The sequence below is a fragment of the Streptomyces sp. NPDC091292 genome (genome assembly GCF_044757265.1).
Classification (GTDB): Bacteria; Actinomycetota; Actinomycetes; order Streptomycetales; family Streptomycetaceae; genus Streptomyces.
In genome coordinates, this window is the sequence record NZ_JBIVUQ010000034.1 from 60,563 (window position 1) to 75,871 (window position 15,309).

Consider the following 15,309-nt stretch of genomic DNA (forward strand, 5'->3'; position numbering starts at 1 on the left):
GACCGGCTTCGGGACGGTCAGGCCGTCCCGAACACGCCGACGAAGCTCACCATCTCCCCGGGGTATCCGCCCAGGTTGTGCGTGAGAGCGACGGATCGCTTCCCATACGTGGCGATCCTCCGCTCGACGGGTGCCTCGCCCCGCAGTTGCAGCCACGCCTCGAACACCATCCGCAGGCCGGAAGCCCCGACGGGGTGCCCGAAGGACTTCAGACCTCCGTCGGGGTTCACCGGCAACTCGCCGTCGAGGTCGAAGGCACCGTCCATGACGCGCTGATGGGCGGTGCCGCGCTCGGCGAACCCGAGGTCTTCGAGCAGCACGAGCTCGGCCGGCGTGAAGCAGTCATGGACTTCCGCCATGGCCAGCTCGGTCAGCGGATCGGTGATGCCCGCCTGCCGGTACGCCTCCCGTGCCGCGGCCACCACCTCCGGAAACGTCGTGTAGTCGTAGTCGGTGTCCATTAGACCTCGCCCGTCCCCCGAGACGAACGACAGCGCCTTGATGAGCAGTGGTCTGTCCGTGTACCGGTGCGCGTCCTCGGCCCGCACGACAACCGCCGCCGCCGCGCCGTCGGCAACGCCGGCGCAGTCGAGCACGGACAGCCGTCCGGCGACCGCGGGCATCGCGCACAGCCGCTCCACGGACATCTCCTTGCGGAACTGCGCCCGGGGGTTGCGGGCGCCGTTGGCATGGTTCTTGGACGCGATACGGGCCAATGCCTTCCGCAACTCGTCCTCGTCGACGCCGTAGCGGGCCGCGTAGGCGGGGACGATCATCGAGTACATCGCGGCCGCCGTGAGCGGGCGCGCCGTGCCGTCCCCTGGTATCGGGAAGGCGTTGAGGCCCTGGTATCCGGAGTCCTTGACCTTCTCGCCGCCGATCGCGACCGCGACGTCGTACGCGCCGCTCGCGACGGCGTAGGCCGCCTGCCTGAGCGCTTCGGATCCGGTGGCGCAGTAGTTCTCCACTCGGGTGACGGGCCTGTTGTCGAGACGCAGCGGGCGCGAGAGGGCCAGCCCGCTCATCCCCGACTGGACCGTGCCGAGCCAGTACGCGTCCACGTCGGCCTTGCCGATCCCGGCAGACGTGAACGCCTCCCGCGCGGCTTCGATCAGGAGATCGTCGAAGCCCATGTCCCAGCGCTCGCCGAAGCGCGTGCAGCCCATGCCGACGATCGCGACGCGGTCGGTGATTCCGTTCGACCCCATGTCAGACGCCCTTCTCGCGGACGGGCCGCGCCTTCCAGAAGTAGTTGTGCACGCCGTCGGCGGTGTGCAGGCGGCGGAAGGTCATCTCGACGCGTCCGCCGATGGCCAGTTCGTCGATGTCGACATCGGTGAGCTCCACCGGGAGGCGTCCGCCGCCGTCGAAGTCGACGACCGCGAAGACCACGGGCGGACTCGGTGAGTAGGCGAGACGGTCGACGGTGTACGTCACGATCGTCCCGATGCGATCGGCCATGGCGACCGCGGCCGTGTCCAGGGGCGAGGGCGGGAGGCTGACGGTCCCGTCCTCGTCGGCGGACCCGACGAAGCCGAACTTCCAGTCGTGGTTGCGCAGCACCGCCGATGCGGAAGCACGCGCCGGCTCCGGTCTGCGGGGTGGTTCGGGGGTCAGCATCCCGCGCCAGGTGAGGAAGGTCCGATACGGCACGGCGCTGCTGTGTACGAGCTGCCGCTCAAGGGGTACCGGCCGCGGATGATCACGCAGTGCGGGGGTCGTACGCCATACGAAGGCGTCGGCCCCGTCGGCGAGCGAGACGAGCACGATCACCTGGCCGGGCGCCGCCTGCTCCAGTGCGGTGGCCAGCAGCAGCGCGGGCTGGGCCGCGCCGGGATTGCCCATACGTCCGTCGAGACGGTCGATCACGGCCTCGGCCGGGACACCCGACCGGGCGGCGACCGCCTTCGCGGCTCGCCCGTGCAGACCGGACACGACCAGGGCGCCGACGTCCCCGGGCGCCGACCCGGCCTCCGCCAAAGCCGACTTGAGCACCTCCCGCCCCAGGTCGGTGTAGACGGTCTCACCGAACCTCTCCTCCCACAGCCGGGAGGCGGGCTCCCCGGGAATCCGCCAGCGGTCCAGGAACTCGGCGGTGACCGAGGCCGTCGCCACCAGTTCGGCCAGCACCGGTCCGTCGCTGTCGGCCCCGATGAGCAGGGCGGCTGCCGCGTCGCCGCCGGTCGCCTCGTCCGGGCCGCCGGGGAGGCCGGTTCGCAGGTCGGATGCGACCACGAGGGTCGGCTCGGCCGAGTTCAGGGCCGCCCGCAGGGTCCCCACCGCGGACCGCACGGAGCCGACGGCGTCGTACGCGGCGCAGGTCCGCCCCAGCCGCAGGGCCGCGTGTACGGCCGTCGCGTTGGTGCGGTCGAGATAGGGCGGGTCGGCGGTGGAGAACCACAGTGTGGCAGGTTCAGCAGGGGTATGGCGCAGCGCCAGGCGCGCCGCCGCCACCCCCATCGTCGTCGCGTCTTCGTCGTAGCCGGCGACTGAGCGCGTGCCCGAGAGCGCCGGTGCGATCTCGCACCGGGCCAGGCGTCCGAAGGGGACGTAGGCGCCCCAACCCAGGATTCCTCGCATGGGCTCAGGCTAACCGCATCTTGTATAAAATATCTAACCTGCGCTATGACTTGACTCATGCCTTCGAGCCCACCGACCCCGCCGCCGAGCGGTCCGCTGTCAGGCGTTCGGATTCTCGCCCTGGAGCAGATGCAGGCCCTCCCGTACGCCACACAGCTCCTCGGCCGACTGGGCGCCGACGTGGTCAAAGTCGAACCACCGCGCGGTGGTGATTCCGGGCGCGCGTCGCGCCCCGCCATGACCGACCCGCACGGTCACAGCGTGGGCGCCACCTTTCTGCGCAACAACTTCGGCAAGCGCAGCGTCTGCATCGACCTCAAGGACCCGAGGGGTCTCGATCTGGTGCTGCGCCTCGCTCCCCGCTTCGATGTGATCGCGGAGAATTCGCGGCCCGGAGTGCTGGCCCGACTCGGCCTCGGCTACGACGACATCCGGCGGGTCCACCCTCGCGGCGTGTACGTCTCGGTGTCCGGTTTCGGCAACTCCACCCCCACCCCGTACCGCGACTGGCCCGCGTACGCGCCCGTAGTCGAAGCGATGTCCGGCATCTACGAGATGAAGCGCGCACCCGGCGAGCCGCCCACGATCGCCCCGGTCGGCGCGCTCGGCGACATCGGCGCCGCTCTCTTCGCCACCATCGGAATCCTCACCGCACTGCGCCACCGCGAGACAACTGGTCACGGCCAGTACGTCGACATCGCCATGTTCGATGCCGTGATCGCGATGACGGACATCGTCACGAACTTCTGGTCGATGGGCCTGCGGCACGGCGAACTCGGGCCGCTGATCATGCACGGTTTCCGTGCCAGGGACGGCTGGTTCGTCCTCCAGGTGGGCCGCGAGCCGCACTTCGCCAAGCTCGCCGAACTCATCGGCCGCCCCGAGTGGGTGAACGATTCCCGACTCGCCACCCGCGACGGCTGGGTGACCCATCTCGACGACGTCCTCCGCCCGGCGATCGAGTCATGGGCGGCGGACCGCACCGCCGTCGAAGCCAGCGCACTCCTCGCCGGCCACGGCATCGCTGCGGGCCCCTGTCTGGCGGACGAGCAGGTCGCGAACGACCCACACGTCCGGGCACGGAACATGCTCGTGCGGCTTCCCCGCACCGACGGAATCGCGCAGCCCGTCCTCGTACCGGGAAATCCGGTGAAGCTCGCCGACGTGCCCGAGGCCGGCGCGGTGCGCCCGCCCTGGCTCGGCGAACACACCGACGAGGTACTGGCCGAGGAACTCGGCCTCTCCCCGGACCAGCTCGCGGAACTCCGCGGCGCACAGGTCATCGCCTGAGCGCCGCCCCTTCGGCACTGCCGTCGGTCCCCAGAAAGGTGAAGGTGACCAAGCCGATGTGGAACATCGAAGTCAACCGGGCGGCCTGTCTCGGCACCGGCGGATGTGCGGCCCTGGCCGCGGAGCACTTCACTCTGATCGACCGGCGCGCCCGGGCCGTCGAGACCGTCGTGTCCCCCGACGAGGCGGTCCTGGACGCCGCGGACTCCTGCCCGGTCCAGGCGATACTGGTGCGCGACGGCGAGACGGGCGAGATCCTCGCTCCCGAGGAGTAGCGCGGACCTCGCCGGTCCGCACCCGTCAGAGGCGGCGCCCCGTCCGAAACGCCTCCGGGACCCAGTCCGGTTCGCGCTTCTCGGCGAACGCGCGGGATCCCTCCCGCATCTCGTCCGAGTAGAGGAAGGCGTCCATCGTCGTACGGTCGACCATGCCGTAACCGTCGTTGATGACGCGTTTCACCTGGAGCCGGGCCCGCGGTGCCGTGCGGCAGATGCCGATGGCCACCTCGCGTGCCGCATCACGCACCTTGTCGTCAGGTACGACGCGGCTGAACATGCCCCAGCTCGCCGCCTCGTGCGCGCTCACCTCGCGCCCGGTGAGAAGCATGTCGCGGGCGCGGGCGATACCGATCTGGGCCGGCAGGTACGCCGCGTAACCCGTGTCCGCGATTCCGCGCAGCAGCTCGGGCGCGCGCACCGTCACACTCTCCCCCACCACCGCGACGTCGGACAGCATGGCGATCAGCAGACCGCCGCCCTGCGCCTTGCCGTTCACGGCCGAGACGACAGGCTTCGGGGAGCGTCGGATGGCCTCGAACGGTGTGGAGTCCATGCCGAGCAGGTCGGGGAAGTCCAGCCAGCGGTCGGGTTCCTTGCCGCGGAGTTCTCCGCCGGGCATGAAGATGTCGCCCGTCCCGGTGATGATCAGGGCGGCGAGGGAATCATCGCGGTTGACCACGTCGACGGCTCGGCGGATACCGAAGTACATGGCGCTGGTGAGCGCGTTGCGGGAATCGGGGCGATCGACGACGCACCAGGCGAGCGGTCCTTCGCGTGTCAAGCGGAGATAAGGGGTCCCGAGATCGTCTCCCGCCAGGCCGACCGTCGGATTGCCTTCGGCCCGCCTGGCGTCGTTGTTCGTCATCGGTGGCTCCTCGCTTCTCAGCGGCGCTCGAAGGTGACGCCGGCGGCTTCGCGGTCCCAGGTGGCCTCCGTGACGCCTTCCGCCCGCAGTACGTGCTTGGCGGAGCGACCTGTCGCGCTCAGCGGGAGGGCGTCGCGGAACTCGAAATAGCGCGGTACGGCGTAGTACGGGAGCTGGTCGATGGACCAGCGGCACAGGGCCTCTTCGGTCAGCCGCTCGCCCTCACCGAGATCCTTGAGTACGACGGTGACCTTGACGTCGTCCTCGGATACGGCGCTCGCGACGGCGTGGACGCAGGCGTCGCGTACCGCGGGGTGTTCGTGGAACACCTTCTCTATCTCCCAACTGGAGATGTTCTCTCCGCGCCGCCGCATGTAGTCGGCCTTGCGGTCCACGAAGTACAGGTAGCCGTCCGCGTCGACGCGTCCGATGTCACCGGTGTGGAACCACAGGTTGCGCCATGCCTGGACGGTGGCCTCCGGGCGCTTCCAGTAGCCCTCGAACATCGCGTGCGGCTTGCGCGGCCGGCAGACGATCTCCCCTTCGGTGCCGACAGGGACGGAACGGTCGTCGTCGTCGAAGATGTCGACGATGAAGGCGTCGGTGTTGACGAGTCCCGCCGAGCCCGGCTTGCCCGGATTGCCTGTCGGCAGCCATGAGATGAGGGACGCCTCGGTGGTTCCGTAGGCGTTGCTGAACGTGGTCGCACCGAACCTGAGCCGGAAGAGGTCGTCGATCTCAGGTGGCATCGGCGCACCGGTGACCAGGCGCAGGGTCGTGTTCGCGCCGGCCTTTCCCGAGTTCTTCGCGCCAGGGTGGTCGTCGGCCTTCGCGACGAGTACGGCCAGGGAGCCGAGCATGGACGCGATCGTGGCTCCGGTCCGGTTGATCTCCGGCCAGAAGCCCGAGACGGAGAATCTCCGGGAGAGCGCGGCGCGTCCACCGCTGAGCAGCGTGCCGGTGAGCAGGCAGGAGATGGCGTTGAAGTGGAAGAGCGGGAGCGGGCTCCACACGACGTCCTCGGGGGTGCGGCCCCATGAGTCGATGATCTGGCGGGCGATCGACAGGTGGTACTGGTGGCTGAGGGCGCAGCCTTTGGACGGGCCCGTCGTGCCGCCCGTATAGACGATCGTCCCGAGATCCGAGGGCCGTACGCGTACCGGTGGCCGGCTGCCGGAAGCCTTCCGCAGGTCGTCCCAGGCGTGCGCGGTGATACGCGGCACCTCGGGCAGCGGCCGTGCGTGCTCGTCGACGATCACCAGGTGGCGCACGGCTTCCAGGGTGTCGACGACGGCGAGCGACCGGTCCACGAGATCCGCGTGCACCACGACCACGGACGAGGAGGCGTCGTGCAGTTGGTGCCGCAGCAACGCGCCCTTCAGCCCCGTGTTGACCGGAACCGCGATCGCTCCGAGGCGATGGATGGCGAACCATGCGATCACGGCTTCGGGGCCGTTCTCCAGGATGGTGGCCACCGTGGACCCTCGGCCCACACCCAGCTCCGCGAAGCCGATCGCGATGCGCTCCGCCTCGCGGTCGATGTCGGCGGCGGAGTACGGCGCGCCGCACAGGTCGAGGAACGACCTGTCCGGATCGGCGGACAGGCGTCGATCCAGCAGATCGACAAGGCTGTACTGATCGTCATTCACCCAGTCCGCCATACCGCCCCCTAGCGCATAAAGTATTCAACCTTCAGGTACGTCACGACGCGGGGCGGTTCTGTACGACGCCCGCCCGGCGCTCGGCATGGTGGATCGATCAGGAGCCTGATTCCTCGGCGGATTCCGCGTCCAGCAGGCCCTTCGTACGGAAGAGGCCGACTACCAGGTCGCCCTGGCGCTGCAGCATGGTTCCGTACTCGCGCTCGGCGATCTCCGAGTAGCCGCGCTCGATGGCGGCCACGATGGCCGCGGTACCGTCGCGCTCCAGGGCATCGGCCCCGGGGACCAGTTCGAAGAAGTTGCCGGGCACGATGTCGGTCATCTGCCGGACCACCGTCTTGAGCCGTGGCGACTGCGCCGCCTCGATGACCGCGCGGTGGAACGACAGGGTCAGTTCATGCAGGCTGCCCGCGTCCTTCTCCTTGTGGATCTGCTCCTGGATCGGCTTCAGGCGCTGTGCGAGACCGGCGCCCTGGCGCTCGACGGCACGGCGTACCGCGAACCCGTAGAACATCCCGTATAGCTCGTAGTGGTCGCGCACGGAGTTTTCGTCGAGGGCGTTCACGAAGGCGCCGCGGTGCGGGATCATCGTGACCCAGCCCTCGCGCTCCAGGACGATGAGCGCCTCACGGACCGGGATACGGGACACCCCGAGGGCCTCGGCGATCGCGTCCTGCGGAACCTTCTGGCCGGCCTTCAGATAGCCGTCGAACACCAACCGCCTTACGTAGAGGCGCACTTGCTCGCCGCTGCTGAGTCTGGGCAGGTTCGCTCCCGGCAGCGCCCTGTGCTCGTCATTCGCCGGCAGGGCGGCGGACTCCTGGACCTTGCTGATGACCGTCACGTCCTCGTACTCGTAGTCCTGCAGTCGATCGATGAGTGCTGCAGTTGGCTGATTGCAGATTACCTCAAATATCAAACATGCAGGTCAGGACCGGAGCCCCGTTCAGGCCGGAAGATCGAGGCCGAGCAGCTTGATCGCGTTGCCTCGGGCGATCTGGCGGACCGCCTTGTCTTCGAGGTGTCCGAACTGCTCGGCGGCGGCCTCGCGTGAGCGCGGCCAGGTGCCGTCCTGGTGCGGATAGTCCGTCTCGAAGGTCACGTTGTCGAGGCCGACCCGGTCGAGCAGTTCGACACCCACGTTGTCCTTGAAGAAGCAGCTCGTGATCTGCCGGTAGTAGTACGTGGAGGGCGGTTCGGGGCACTGGTCCTGTCCCTGTGCCCAGCCGCGGTGTGTCTCCCACACGTCGTCGACTCGTTCGAGGAGATACGGCACCCAGCCGATCTGTGCCTCGGCGTACAGCAGCTTGAGCTTGGGGAATCGGTGCAGGACGCCCGAGAAGAGGAAGTCCGTCATGCTGGCGACGCTGTTGCCGAAGATGATGGTCGCGCCCACCGCTCCGGGGGCGTCCTGCGAGGTCTGCGGGGTCTTGGTGCCCGAGCCGATGTGCATGGAGAGCACCGTTCCCGTCTCCTCGCAGGTCGCGAAGAACGGGTCCCAGTACCGCGAGTGCAGGCTGGGCAGGCCCAGGTAGGCAGGCAGCTCGCTGAACGCGACGGCCCGAACGCCGCGGGCCGCGTTGCGGCGCAGCTCGGCGACGGCGAGGTCCACGTCCCACAGGGGGATGAGGCACAGCGGGATGAGCCGGCCGCCGCTCGCACCACACCACTCCTCGACCATCCAGTCGTTGTACGCCTGCACGGATTCCACCGCGAGGTCGCGGTCCTTGCCCCAGAGGAAGATCTGCCCGCAGAAGCGTGGGTAGTTGGGGAAGCACATCTGTGCCTCGACCCCGTTGAGCTCCATGTCCGCGATGCGCTCGGACGGTATCCAGCAGCCGGGGCGCATGTCCTCAAAGGTGACGCCTTCGTTGGTGACCTCGTCCGCGGGCACGCCCGCCGCTGCCACGTACCGCTTGATCTGGGTCCAGGTGTCCTCGTACACCCACCAGGCCACGTCGGGCCCCTCGGTGCCGGGCTTCTCCACGTACTTTCCGTCGACCAGCCGGACCTCGCCGCCCGGTGCGTGCACGATGCGCGGCCCGCTCTCCTTGCGCCGAGCGGGAAGCCGGCTGCTCCACAGGGCCGGTGGCTCGACCACATGGGCGTCCACATCGATCAGCTTCGGGATCTCCATCGATGCTCCTTGGAATCTTGGGGCGAACGGTCGCTACTCGGGCTGGAGCTGAGGGGCGGCGGTCTTGCCGTCCGGGTTTTCGCGGTTCGGGGATTCCGGCCGCCGCCAGCAGGCCGCGAGCAGCCCGGCCGCGCCGACTCCGCCGATGGCGACGGCGGTGGCACACCCTGTCCAACCGTCGAGGCCGAAGCCGATCAGGTGGTCGACGGAGAGCCGGCCCGGGCCGAGGGCGGCCAGCGCCGACGACACGACGATGATCATCAGGACGTACTCGCAGCCTTCGCCGGGACGGAAGATGAAGAAGCCGTTGCGCAGGTGGTTGGCGACGAGGGCGACAGTCATGGTGCCGATCACCGCTCCGGCGGCGGGCGCGTTCAGCAGTCCGGCGACGAGCAGGAGGCCCGCACCGAGTTCGGTCACCGTCGCGAGCAGCGCGTGCAGCCTGCCGGGCCGGATGCCGATGGACTCGAACCAGCGCGCCGTACCGGGAAGGCGTCCGCCGCCGAACGCGTGGTTCCAGCCGTGGGCGATCATCGTGCCGCCGAGAACCAGGCGGAGGAGGAGGCCGGCCATGTCCGTGTTGTTCACTTCGCGGGCCCTTCGGTCAGCGCCTCGATCTCCTCCGAGGTGTAGCCCAGTTCCTTGAGCACTCCGTCGGTGTGCTCCCCGAGACCCGGCACGGCATCGAGGCGCCACGTCCAGGCATCGGTCTCCGGCGGCGGCATCAGGACGCTGACGGGGCCTGCGGGCGAGGCGACTTGCCGCCATCTGTTCCGCTGGGTGAGTTGGGGGTGGTCGAGCACCTCGGTCGGGGAGTTGAGCCGCGCGTGCCCGAGGCCCGCGTTCTCGGCCTGAGCCCGGCAGCCGGCGAGGGTGTGGCGCCCTGCCCACTCCCCGATGACCTCGTCCAGCTCGGCGCGCCCCGCCACTCGCGCACTGTTCGTCGCGTACCGAGGATCATCTGCCAGATCGGGGCGGCCGAGTACCTTCGTGGCGAGCCGGCGCCACTCGGAATCGTTGGTGGTGCCGAGTACGAGCGTCTGCCCGTCGGCTGTCCCATAGGCGCCGTAGGGCGCGACCATGGGAGAGCTCACGCCGTTCGGCTCCACGTCCACTCCGCCGTAGCGGGCCAGGTTGAGCGCGAATCCCATCCACTCGGCGACGGCGTCGAAGAGTCCGACGGAGATCGTGGCACCCTCACCGGTCCGCTGCCGCGCGTAGAGCGCGGTGAGCACGCTGGCGAACGCGTACATGCCCGCCCCGATGTCGGCGAGCGGAATCCCCGGCTTGGCCGGGGCCTGCGCGGTCCCGGTGATGGCACACGAACCGGCCTCCGACTGAACGAGCAGGTCGTAGGCGCGCGCGTGGGCGTACGGGCCACCACGTCCGTAGCCGGAGATGTCGACGGCGATGAGCTCCGGCCTGCGCGCCCTCAACTCCTGCGATCCGAAGCCGAGTCGGGCCGCCGCACCCGGTGCGAGGTTCTGCACGACGACATCGGCCCGCGCGATGAGACGATCCAAAACGTCTCGTCCGGCGGGCTGTTTGAGGTCGAGCACCACGGACTCCTTGTTCCTGTTCGCCCAGGTGAAGTGGGCCGACAGGCCGTGCACCACGTCGTCGTAGTCGCGGGCGAAGTCACCGCCGCCCGGGCTCTCCACCTTGACGACGCGTGCGCCCAAGTCGCCCAGGTGGCGTGTACACAGGGGTGCGGCGACGGCCTGCTCAAGGGCGACGACCAGAATCCCGGCCAATGGCTGCATGCATCTTGTATATAATATCTATTCAACTTACGGAAGGGGTACCCCATGTCGAAGCCCGACCCCGATGTCCTCGTCGAGTCACGACTGACCGACGGTGTGGCCGTGCTCACCCTGGCCGATCCGGATCATCGCAACGCTCTGTCACGGCAGTTGAGCGATGACCTCGCGCACGCTGTCGGAGCCGCCCTGGACGACGGCGCGAGAGCGCTCGTACTGGGCGCCGCGCCCCCGGTCTTCTGCGCCGGCGGCTCGCTGGACGCTCTGCTCGCCCGCACCGACCCGCTTCCCGAGATGTTCGCGGGCTTGACCGCGTTGGCCGGCGCCCCCGTTCCGACGGTCGCCGCCGTGGCCGGGCCCGCCATCGGCGCGGGGGTCAACCTCCCGCTGGCCTGCGACCTCGTCATCGCCACACCGCGGGCCCGCTTCGACCCGCGCTTCCTCGACGTCGGTATCCATCCGGGCGGCGGCCATCTCTTCCGCCTGGCCTCCCGCGTCGGCGCACAGGGGGCCGCCGCGATGGTCCTGTGCGGTGATGTCCTGACCGGCCAGGAAGCCGTCGAGCGCGGACTCGCCTGGCGCTGCGTCGACGAGAGCGACCTGGACCGGACCGCCATGGCGCTGGCCCGGCGGGCGGCGGCACGGCCCGCCCGTCTCGTACGACGGACGAAGGAGACCTTGCACCGCAGTCTGACGCTGAACGACCCGGACGCGGCGTTCGCGCTCGAACTCGACGCTCAGGAATGGTCCATGGACCAGCCGGAGTTCACGGAGGCGCTCGCCCGCGTACGGGCCCGGATCACCGAAGCTCGACGATGAGGGCGGACCCGAGCCCGCCGCCCGCGCACATCGACAGGCACCCGAACGTCGCGTCCCTGCGGCGCAGTTCGCCGAGCATTGTGACGAGCATGCGCGCCCCGGTTGCGGCGATGGGATGGCCGAGGCCGCAGCCGCTCCCGTTCACGTTGAGCCGTGTCTCCTCGATACCGAGGATCCTGCTCGACGCCGCAGCCACCGTGGTGAACGCTTCATTGATCTCGAAGAGATCGATGTCGCCCAGTTCGAGCCCGGCCCGCTCCAGCGCCCTCGGGATCGCGAGCGTCGGCGCCAGGCCGGTGCGCTCCGGCTCGACGCCCACCGACGCCCAGGCGACGACACGGCCAAGGGGGGCGATCCCGTGTGCGGCGGCGTAGCTGTCGGAGGTCACGACCAGTGCGGCGGCTGCGTCGTTCAGCCCGGCGGAGTTCCCCGCGGTGACGATCGCACCGTCCATCTCCGGATGGAGCACGGGCAGTTCAGCGAGCCGCTCCCGCGTGGTGCCCGCTCGTGGATGCTCGTCGATGCTGAACGTGCTCCCGTCCGGCAGCGGCACCGGTGTGATCTCCTGGGTGAAGTGCCCTGCCGCGATGGATGCCGCGGCGCGGACATGCGACGCGAGCGCCCACGAGTCCGCCTCCTTCCGGCTGATCCCGGCGAGCCGCGCGGTGTTCTCACCCACGGTCACCGACATGTCCGCCGCCGGTGCGCGAGGCGTCTCGGGGTGTGTCGGCGACATCCATGGGACCGGCTCCCCCGCCGATGGCGGTACGGACTTCAGTACGCGCGGCATCGTACTGAGGCTCTCTGTTCCGCCGGCGACGACGACATGGTCCATGCCGGACCTGATCGAGGCCGCGGCCACCTGCACGGCCGAAAGTCCGCCGGCGCAGTGGCGGTTGACGGCGATCCCCGGCACAGCGCCCATACCGGCCTCCAGCGCCACGTACCGCCCGATGACGCCGCCGCCCTGCAAGGATTCGGCGAGCACCAAGTCGTCGATGTCCGCCACGGGAAGCCCTGAGCGTTCGACGGCCGCGGTGACCGCCGTGCGCGCGAGCCGGAAGGCATCGACATCGCGCAGAGTTCCCTTGTAGGACCGCCCTATCGGTGTACGGGCAGCCGAGACGATCAACGCTTCGGCCATGGGGCAACTCCTCCTCGTATCAGAGCGATCCGCCGCCGGTTCCTCGTCACCTCGGGGCGAACCTCTGGCCCCCGTCGAGCCGGATCGTCTGCCCGTTGAGCATGGGATTGCGCACGATGGCCTCCGCGAGCCAGGCGAATTCCTCGGGGAGCCCGGCCCGCTTGGGGAAGGCCGCGTCCTTGGTGAGCGTGGCGATGACCTCCGGCGAGGCGCCCTTGAGCAGACCGGTCGCGAACAGGCTCGGTGCGATGGTCATGACCCGGATCCCCAGGCCGCCGAGATCGCGCGCCATCGTCAGACTCATCCCTGCGATCCCCGCCTTGGCCGCCGAATACGCGACTTGTCCGATCTGGCCCTCGAAGGCCGCGATGGAGGACGTGTTGACGATGACGCCGCGCTCGCCGCCCTCGTCGGGCTCGTTCTTGCTCATGTGCCATGCCTGCAGACGGTTGAGGTTGAAGGTGGCGACAAGATTGAGTTCGACCAGCCGCCGGAAGTCCGCGAGCGGCATCGGTCCGTCCTTGCTGATGGTGCGCCTGCTGACGCCGCCGCCTGCGGTATTGACCGCTACGTGCAGCGAGCCGTGGGTGTCGACCACTGCTGTCAGAGCGGCCTCCGCGCTCTCGGCATCCGTGATGTCGCAGGGGTGGAATGTGGCGCCGCCACCCAGCGCGACGGCTACCTTCTCGCCCGCGCCGGACGGCAGGTCGAGTATCGCCACCACGGCACCATGTCCGGCCAGCGTCTGCGCGGTTGCCCGGCCCATGCCCGACCCCCCGCCCGCCACCACGACGACCTTCCTGACGACATCCATGGGCACACCCCTCCCGCCGGGGCCGGCTGAGCAGCCTCGGACTGTCGCATTTTGTATATCATATTTGACTCACTTTGCCTTGGGCCCACCTCCTGGCCCACCCCACCTCCTGGGCCACCTCCTGGGGCAGTTCCGCCCGAACCAGTCGGGCAGGTCGAGGGCGCGGGCAGCGGGGGGCTGATAGGACATGCCTGGGAGTACGGCGTCCCAGTCCTGGCGGAGGAAGCCGACGAAGCCCCGGACGGTCCCGGGCTGTTGGTCCTGCCCGTTGATGTGATCATGGACCTCATGTCGAACTCCGCCCCCTCTTCGGGCCCTTACCGTCCCTCGCGCCGCGGCCTCGTCGCTTCCCTCGGCGCCGCCGTGGCCCTCCCGCTCGTCGGACCCAAATCCCTCTCATACGCGCGTACTCCCGGCGTGGCCCCTGCCGCCGCCGCGACCCCCGCCGGGACGGCGGCCGGCTCCGCCACCGGCGTCTCCGTCGCCGTCAACGACGCCTCCGTGTACGCCTCCTTGAGCCTCGGCACGCTGACCGCCGTTCCGCTGTCCGGCACACCTGGCGGGCTCTCCGTACGGGACGGCGACACCGAGGTGGCTCTGCTGACCACGGGGGCACGTACCGTACGCCTGGCAGGCCCGGAGCGGACGTTCACGGAGAACAAGAAACCGTTCACCGACCTCTTCGACCGGGACAGACCCGCCGACTGGGGCACCTCACCCGCCGGCGGCTCCTGGTCGACCGTCAACGGCGCCGACACCGACTACACCGTCCAGCCCGGGGCCGGGACGATCGTCCTGAGCAGCGCGAACCTCAGCCGCCACGCCACACTCCGCGACGACATGATCACGGACGCCGACATCCGCGCGGACGCCTCCTTCGACCGGGCCCCCGCAGGCGCGGCCCTGTCGTTCGCCGTGTCCTTCGGCTACCAGGACACCAAAAACCACTGCCGGGCCCGGCTCGTCCTCAACCCCGGCGGCACGACGGAACTGCGGATCGAACGCGAACAGGCCGACACGACCACCCTGCTGACCCCCGCCGCCGCACTCCCCAACTCCTCCGGCACCGCCTCGTGGTCGATCCGCGTCCAGCGCACCGGAGACCGCGTCCAGGCACGCGCCTGGCAGACAGCCGCAACCGAGCCCACCGCATGGACGGCCGAGGCGACCGACGCCGTCTTCCGCCAGGGCCGCGTGGGCCTGCGCGCGCTCGCGTCCGCCGGCAGCACCAACCTCCCCGTACAACTGCGCGTCACACGCTTCTGCGTCCGCGCCGCAAGCTGGGCCCAGCCCCCGGCCGTCACCCACCGGGACTGGATACGCGTACTGCCCCAACCCTTCGACGGCACATGGACCACCGCCCTCGAACAGACCATACGCAGCTGGGCAGGATCAACCGCACCGGACGTCCTCGCCCACGCCTTCATGTTCGTCACGGGCGCCCCGAAGGTCACGGCTGCCGCGCTCGGCGGTGCGCGGGTTCTCGGGGAGGCCGGCTACGGGCCGACAGCGGCCGACGGCACCCGACGCGAAGGCGCCGACTTCCACGAATACATGGGCCTGCCCTGGACCTTCCCCGTCGGCGGCACAAGCCCCGCCCCCAGCGACATCTGGCACAAAAACCTGGACTGCTCCGGATACGTCCGGATGGTCTACGGCCACCACAACGGCATCCCCCTCGCCGCCGGTGACGACCCCGCCCGGACCGCGCTGCCCCGCCGCTCCCACGACCAGTCCCTCCACGCACCCGGCGTCACCCTCGCACAAGCCACCGGCGAACCACCCGCCACCCCCCAACTCCAACCCGGCGACCTGCTGTTCTTCGACGCCGACACCACCGACAACGAAGAAATCGACCACGTCGGCGGATCGTGTCCCTTGTCGTGGTGTAGCCGATCAGCTGGTCGGCTTGTTCGTGGTGTTGGGGAGTGCGGGGGCGCTTTCGGGGAGCTCTGGGTAGA

The 15,309-nt window shown here is 69.6% G+C and carries 14 protein-coding genes; 4 read left to right on the top strand and 10 right to left on the bottom strand.

Annotation, left to right across the window (positions count from 1 at the left end):
- Positions 1 to 17: 17 nt before the first annotated feature.
- Together ACIQNU_RS42065 and ACIQNU_RS42070 are read right to left on the bottom strand one after the other, a co-directional pair.
- Positions 18 to 1,208 (bottom strand): acetyl-CoA acetyltransferase, encoded by a 1,191-nt coding sequence (locus ACIQNU_RS42065; RefSeq protein ID WP_401377501.1) that lies wholly within the window; start codon positions 1,206 to 1,208, stop codon positions 18 to 20.
- 1 nt (position 1,209) lies between these two features.
- Entirely contained in the window at positions 1,210 to 2,580 is a 1,371-nt protein-coding gene (locus ACIQNU_RS42070; RefSeq protein ID WP_401377504.1) for an OB-fold domain-containing protein, read from the bottom strand.
- A gap of 57 nt (positions 2,581 to 2,637) precedes the next feature.
- On the opposite strand from ACIQNU_RS42070, the gene ACIQNU_RS42075 reads away from it, so the two are divergent.
- Both ACIQNU_RS42075 and ACIQNU_RS42080 read left to right on the top strand, forming a co-directional pair.
- Complete coding sequence (locus ACIQNU_RS42075) at positions 2,638 to 3,870, top strand: CaiB/BaiF CoA transferase family protein (protein WP_401377505.1); 1,233 nt, start codon at positions 2,638 to 2,640, stop codon at positions 3,868 to 3,870.
- Positions 3,871 to 3,914: 44 nt separating this feature from the next.
- Positions 3,915 to 4,145, top strand: a complete 231-nt coding sequence (locus ACIQNU_RS42080) for a ferredoxin (protein WP_401377508.1) — start codon at positions 3,915 to 3,917, stop codon at positions 4,143 to 4,145.
- A gap of 25 nt (positions 4,146 to 4,170) precedes the next feature.
- Here the strand turns inward: ACIQNU_RS42080 and ACIQNU_RS42085 are convergent, their stop codons facing one another.
- The 6 genes from ACIQNU_RS42085 to ACIQNU_RS42110 form a co-directional block, all read right to left on the bottom strand.
- Positions 4,171 to 5,013, bottom strand: coding sequence for an enoyl-CoA hydratase/isomerase family protein (locus ACIQNU_RS42085; RefSeq protein ID WP_401377510.1), 843 nt, complete (start codon positions 5,011 to 5,013; stop codon positions 4,171 to 4,173).
- 17 nt (positions 5,014 to 5,030) lie between these two features.
- Complete coding sequence (locus ACIQNU_RS42090) at positions 5,031 to 6,662, bottom strand: AMP-binding protein (RefSeq protein WP_401377512.1); 1,632 nt, start codon at positions 6,660 to 6,662, stop codon at positions 5,031 to 5,033.
- Between the two features lie 109 nt (positions 6,663 to 6,771).
- Positions 6,772 to 7,518 carry a GntR family transcriptional regulator gene (locus ACIQNU_RS42095; protein ID WP_401377514.1) on the bottom strand — a complete coding sequence of 249 codons (747 nt, stop codon included), beginning with the start codon at positions 7,516 to 7,518 and terminating at the stop codon, positions 6,772 to 6,774.
- Between the two features lie 102 nt (positions 7,519 to 7,620).
- Positions 7,621 to 8,811 carry an amidohydrolase family protein gene (locus ACIQNU_RS42100; protein WP_401377517.1) on the bottom strand — a complete coding sequence of 397 codons (1,191 nt, stop codon included), beginning with the start codon at positions 8,809 to 8,811 and terminating at the stop codon, positions 7,621 to 7,623.
- A gap of 33 nt (positions 8,812 to 8,844) precedes the next feature.
- A complete protein-coding gene (locus ACIQNU_RS42105; protein WP_401377520.1) occupies positions 8,845 to 9,399 on the bottom strand; it encodes a DoxX family protein in 555 nt (184 codons plus the stop codon).
- Positions 9,396 to 10,574 (bottom strand): CaiB/BaiF CoA transferase family protein, encoded by a 1,179-nt coding sequence (locus tag ACIQNU_RS42110; RefSeq protein ID WP_401377522.1) that lies wholly within the window; start codon positions 10,572 to 10,574, stop codon positions 9,396 to 9,398. Before ACIQNU_RS42110 ends, ACIQNU_RS42105 begins: the two co-directional genes overlap by 4 nt.
- 45 nt (positions 10,575 to 10,619) lie before the next feature.
- On the opposite strand from ACIQNU_RS42110, the gene ACIQNU_RS42115 reads away from it, so the two are divergent.
- A complete protein-coding gene (locus tag ACIQNU_RS42115) occupies positions 10,620 to 11,390 on the top strand; it encodes an enoyl-CoA hydratase-related protein (RefSeq protein ID WP_401377525.1) in 771 nt (256 codons plus the stop codon).
- Here the strand turns inward: ACIQNU_RS42115 and ACIQNU_RS42120 are convergent.
- Positions 11,371 to 12,534 (bottom strand): thiolase family protein, encoded by a 1,164-nt coding sequence (locus ACIQNU_RS42120; protein WP_401377528.1) that lies wholly within the window; start codon positions 12,532 to 12,534, stop codon positions 11,371 to 11,373. The two genes, ACIQNU_RS42115 and ACIQNU_RS42120, sit on opposite strands and share 20 nt — an antisense overlap.
- Before the next feature lie 46 nt (positions 12,535 to 12,580).
- The gene (locus ACIQNU_RS42125; protein WP_401377531.1) at positions 12,581 to 13,348 is read right to left on the bottom strand and encodes an SDR family NAD(P)-dependent oxidoreductase; all 768 of its coding nucleotides are present in this window, start codon (positions 13,346 to 13,348) and stop codon (positions 12,581 to 12,583) included.
- Positions 13,349 to 13,765: 417 nt separating this feature from the next.
- Between ACIQNU_RS42125 and ACIQNU_RS42130 the strand changes: the two genes are divergently transcribed.
- Positions 13,766 to 15,309 (top strand): NlpC/P60 family protein (locus ACIQNU_RS42130; protein WP_401377533.1); only part of this gene is annotated, 1,544 nt, incomplete at its 3' end.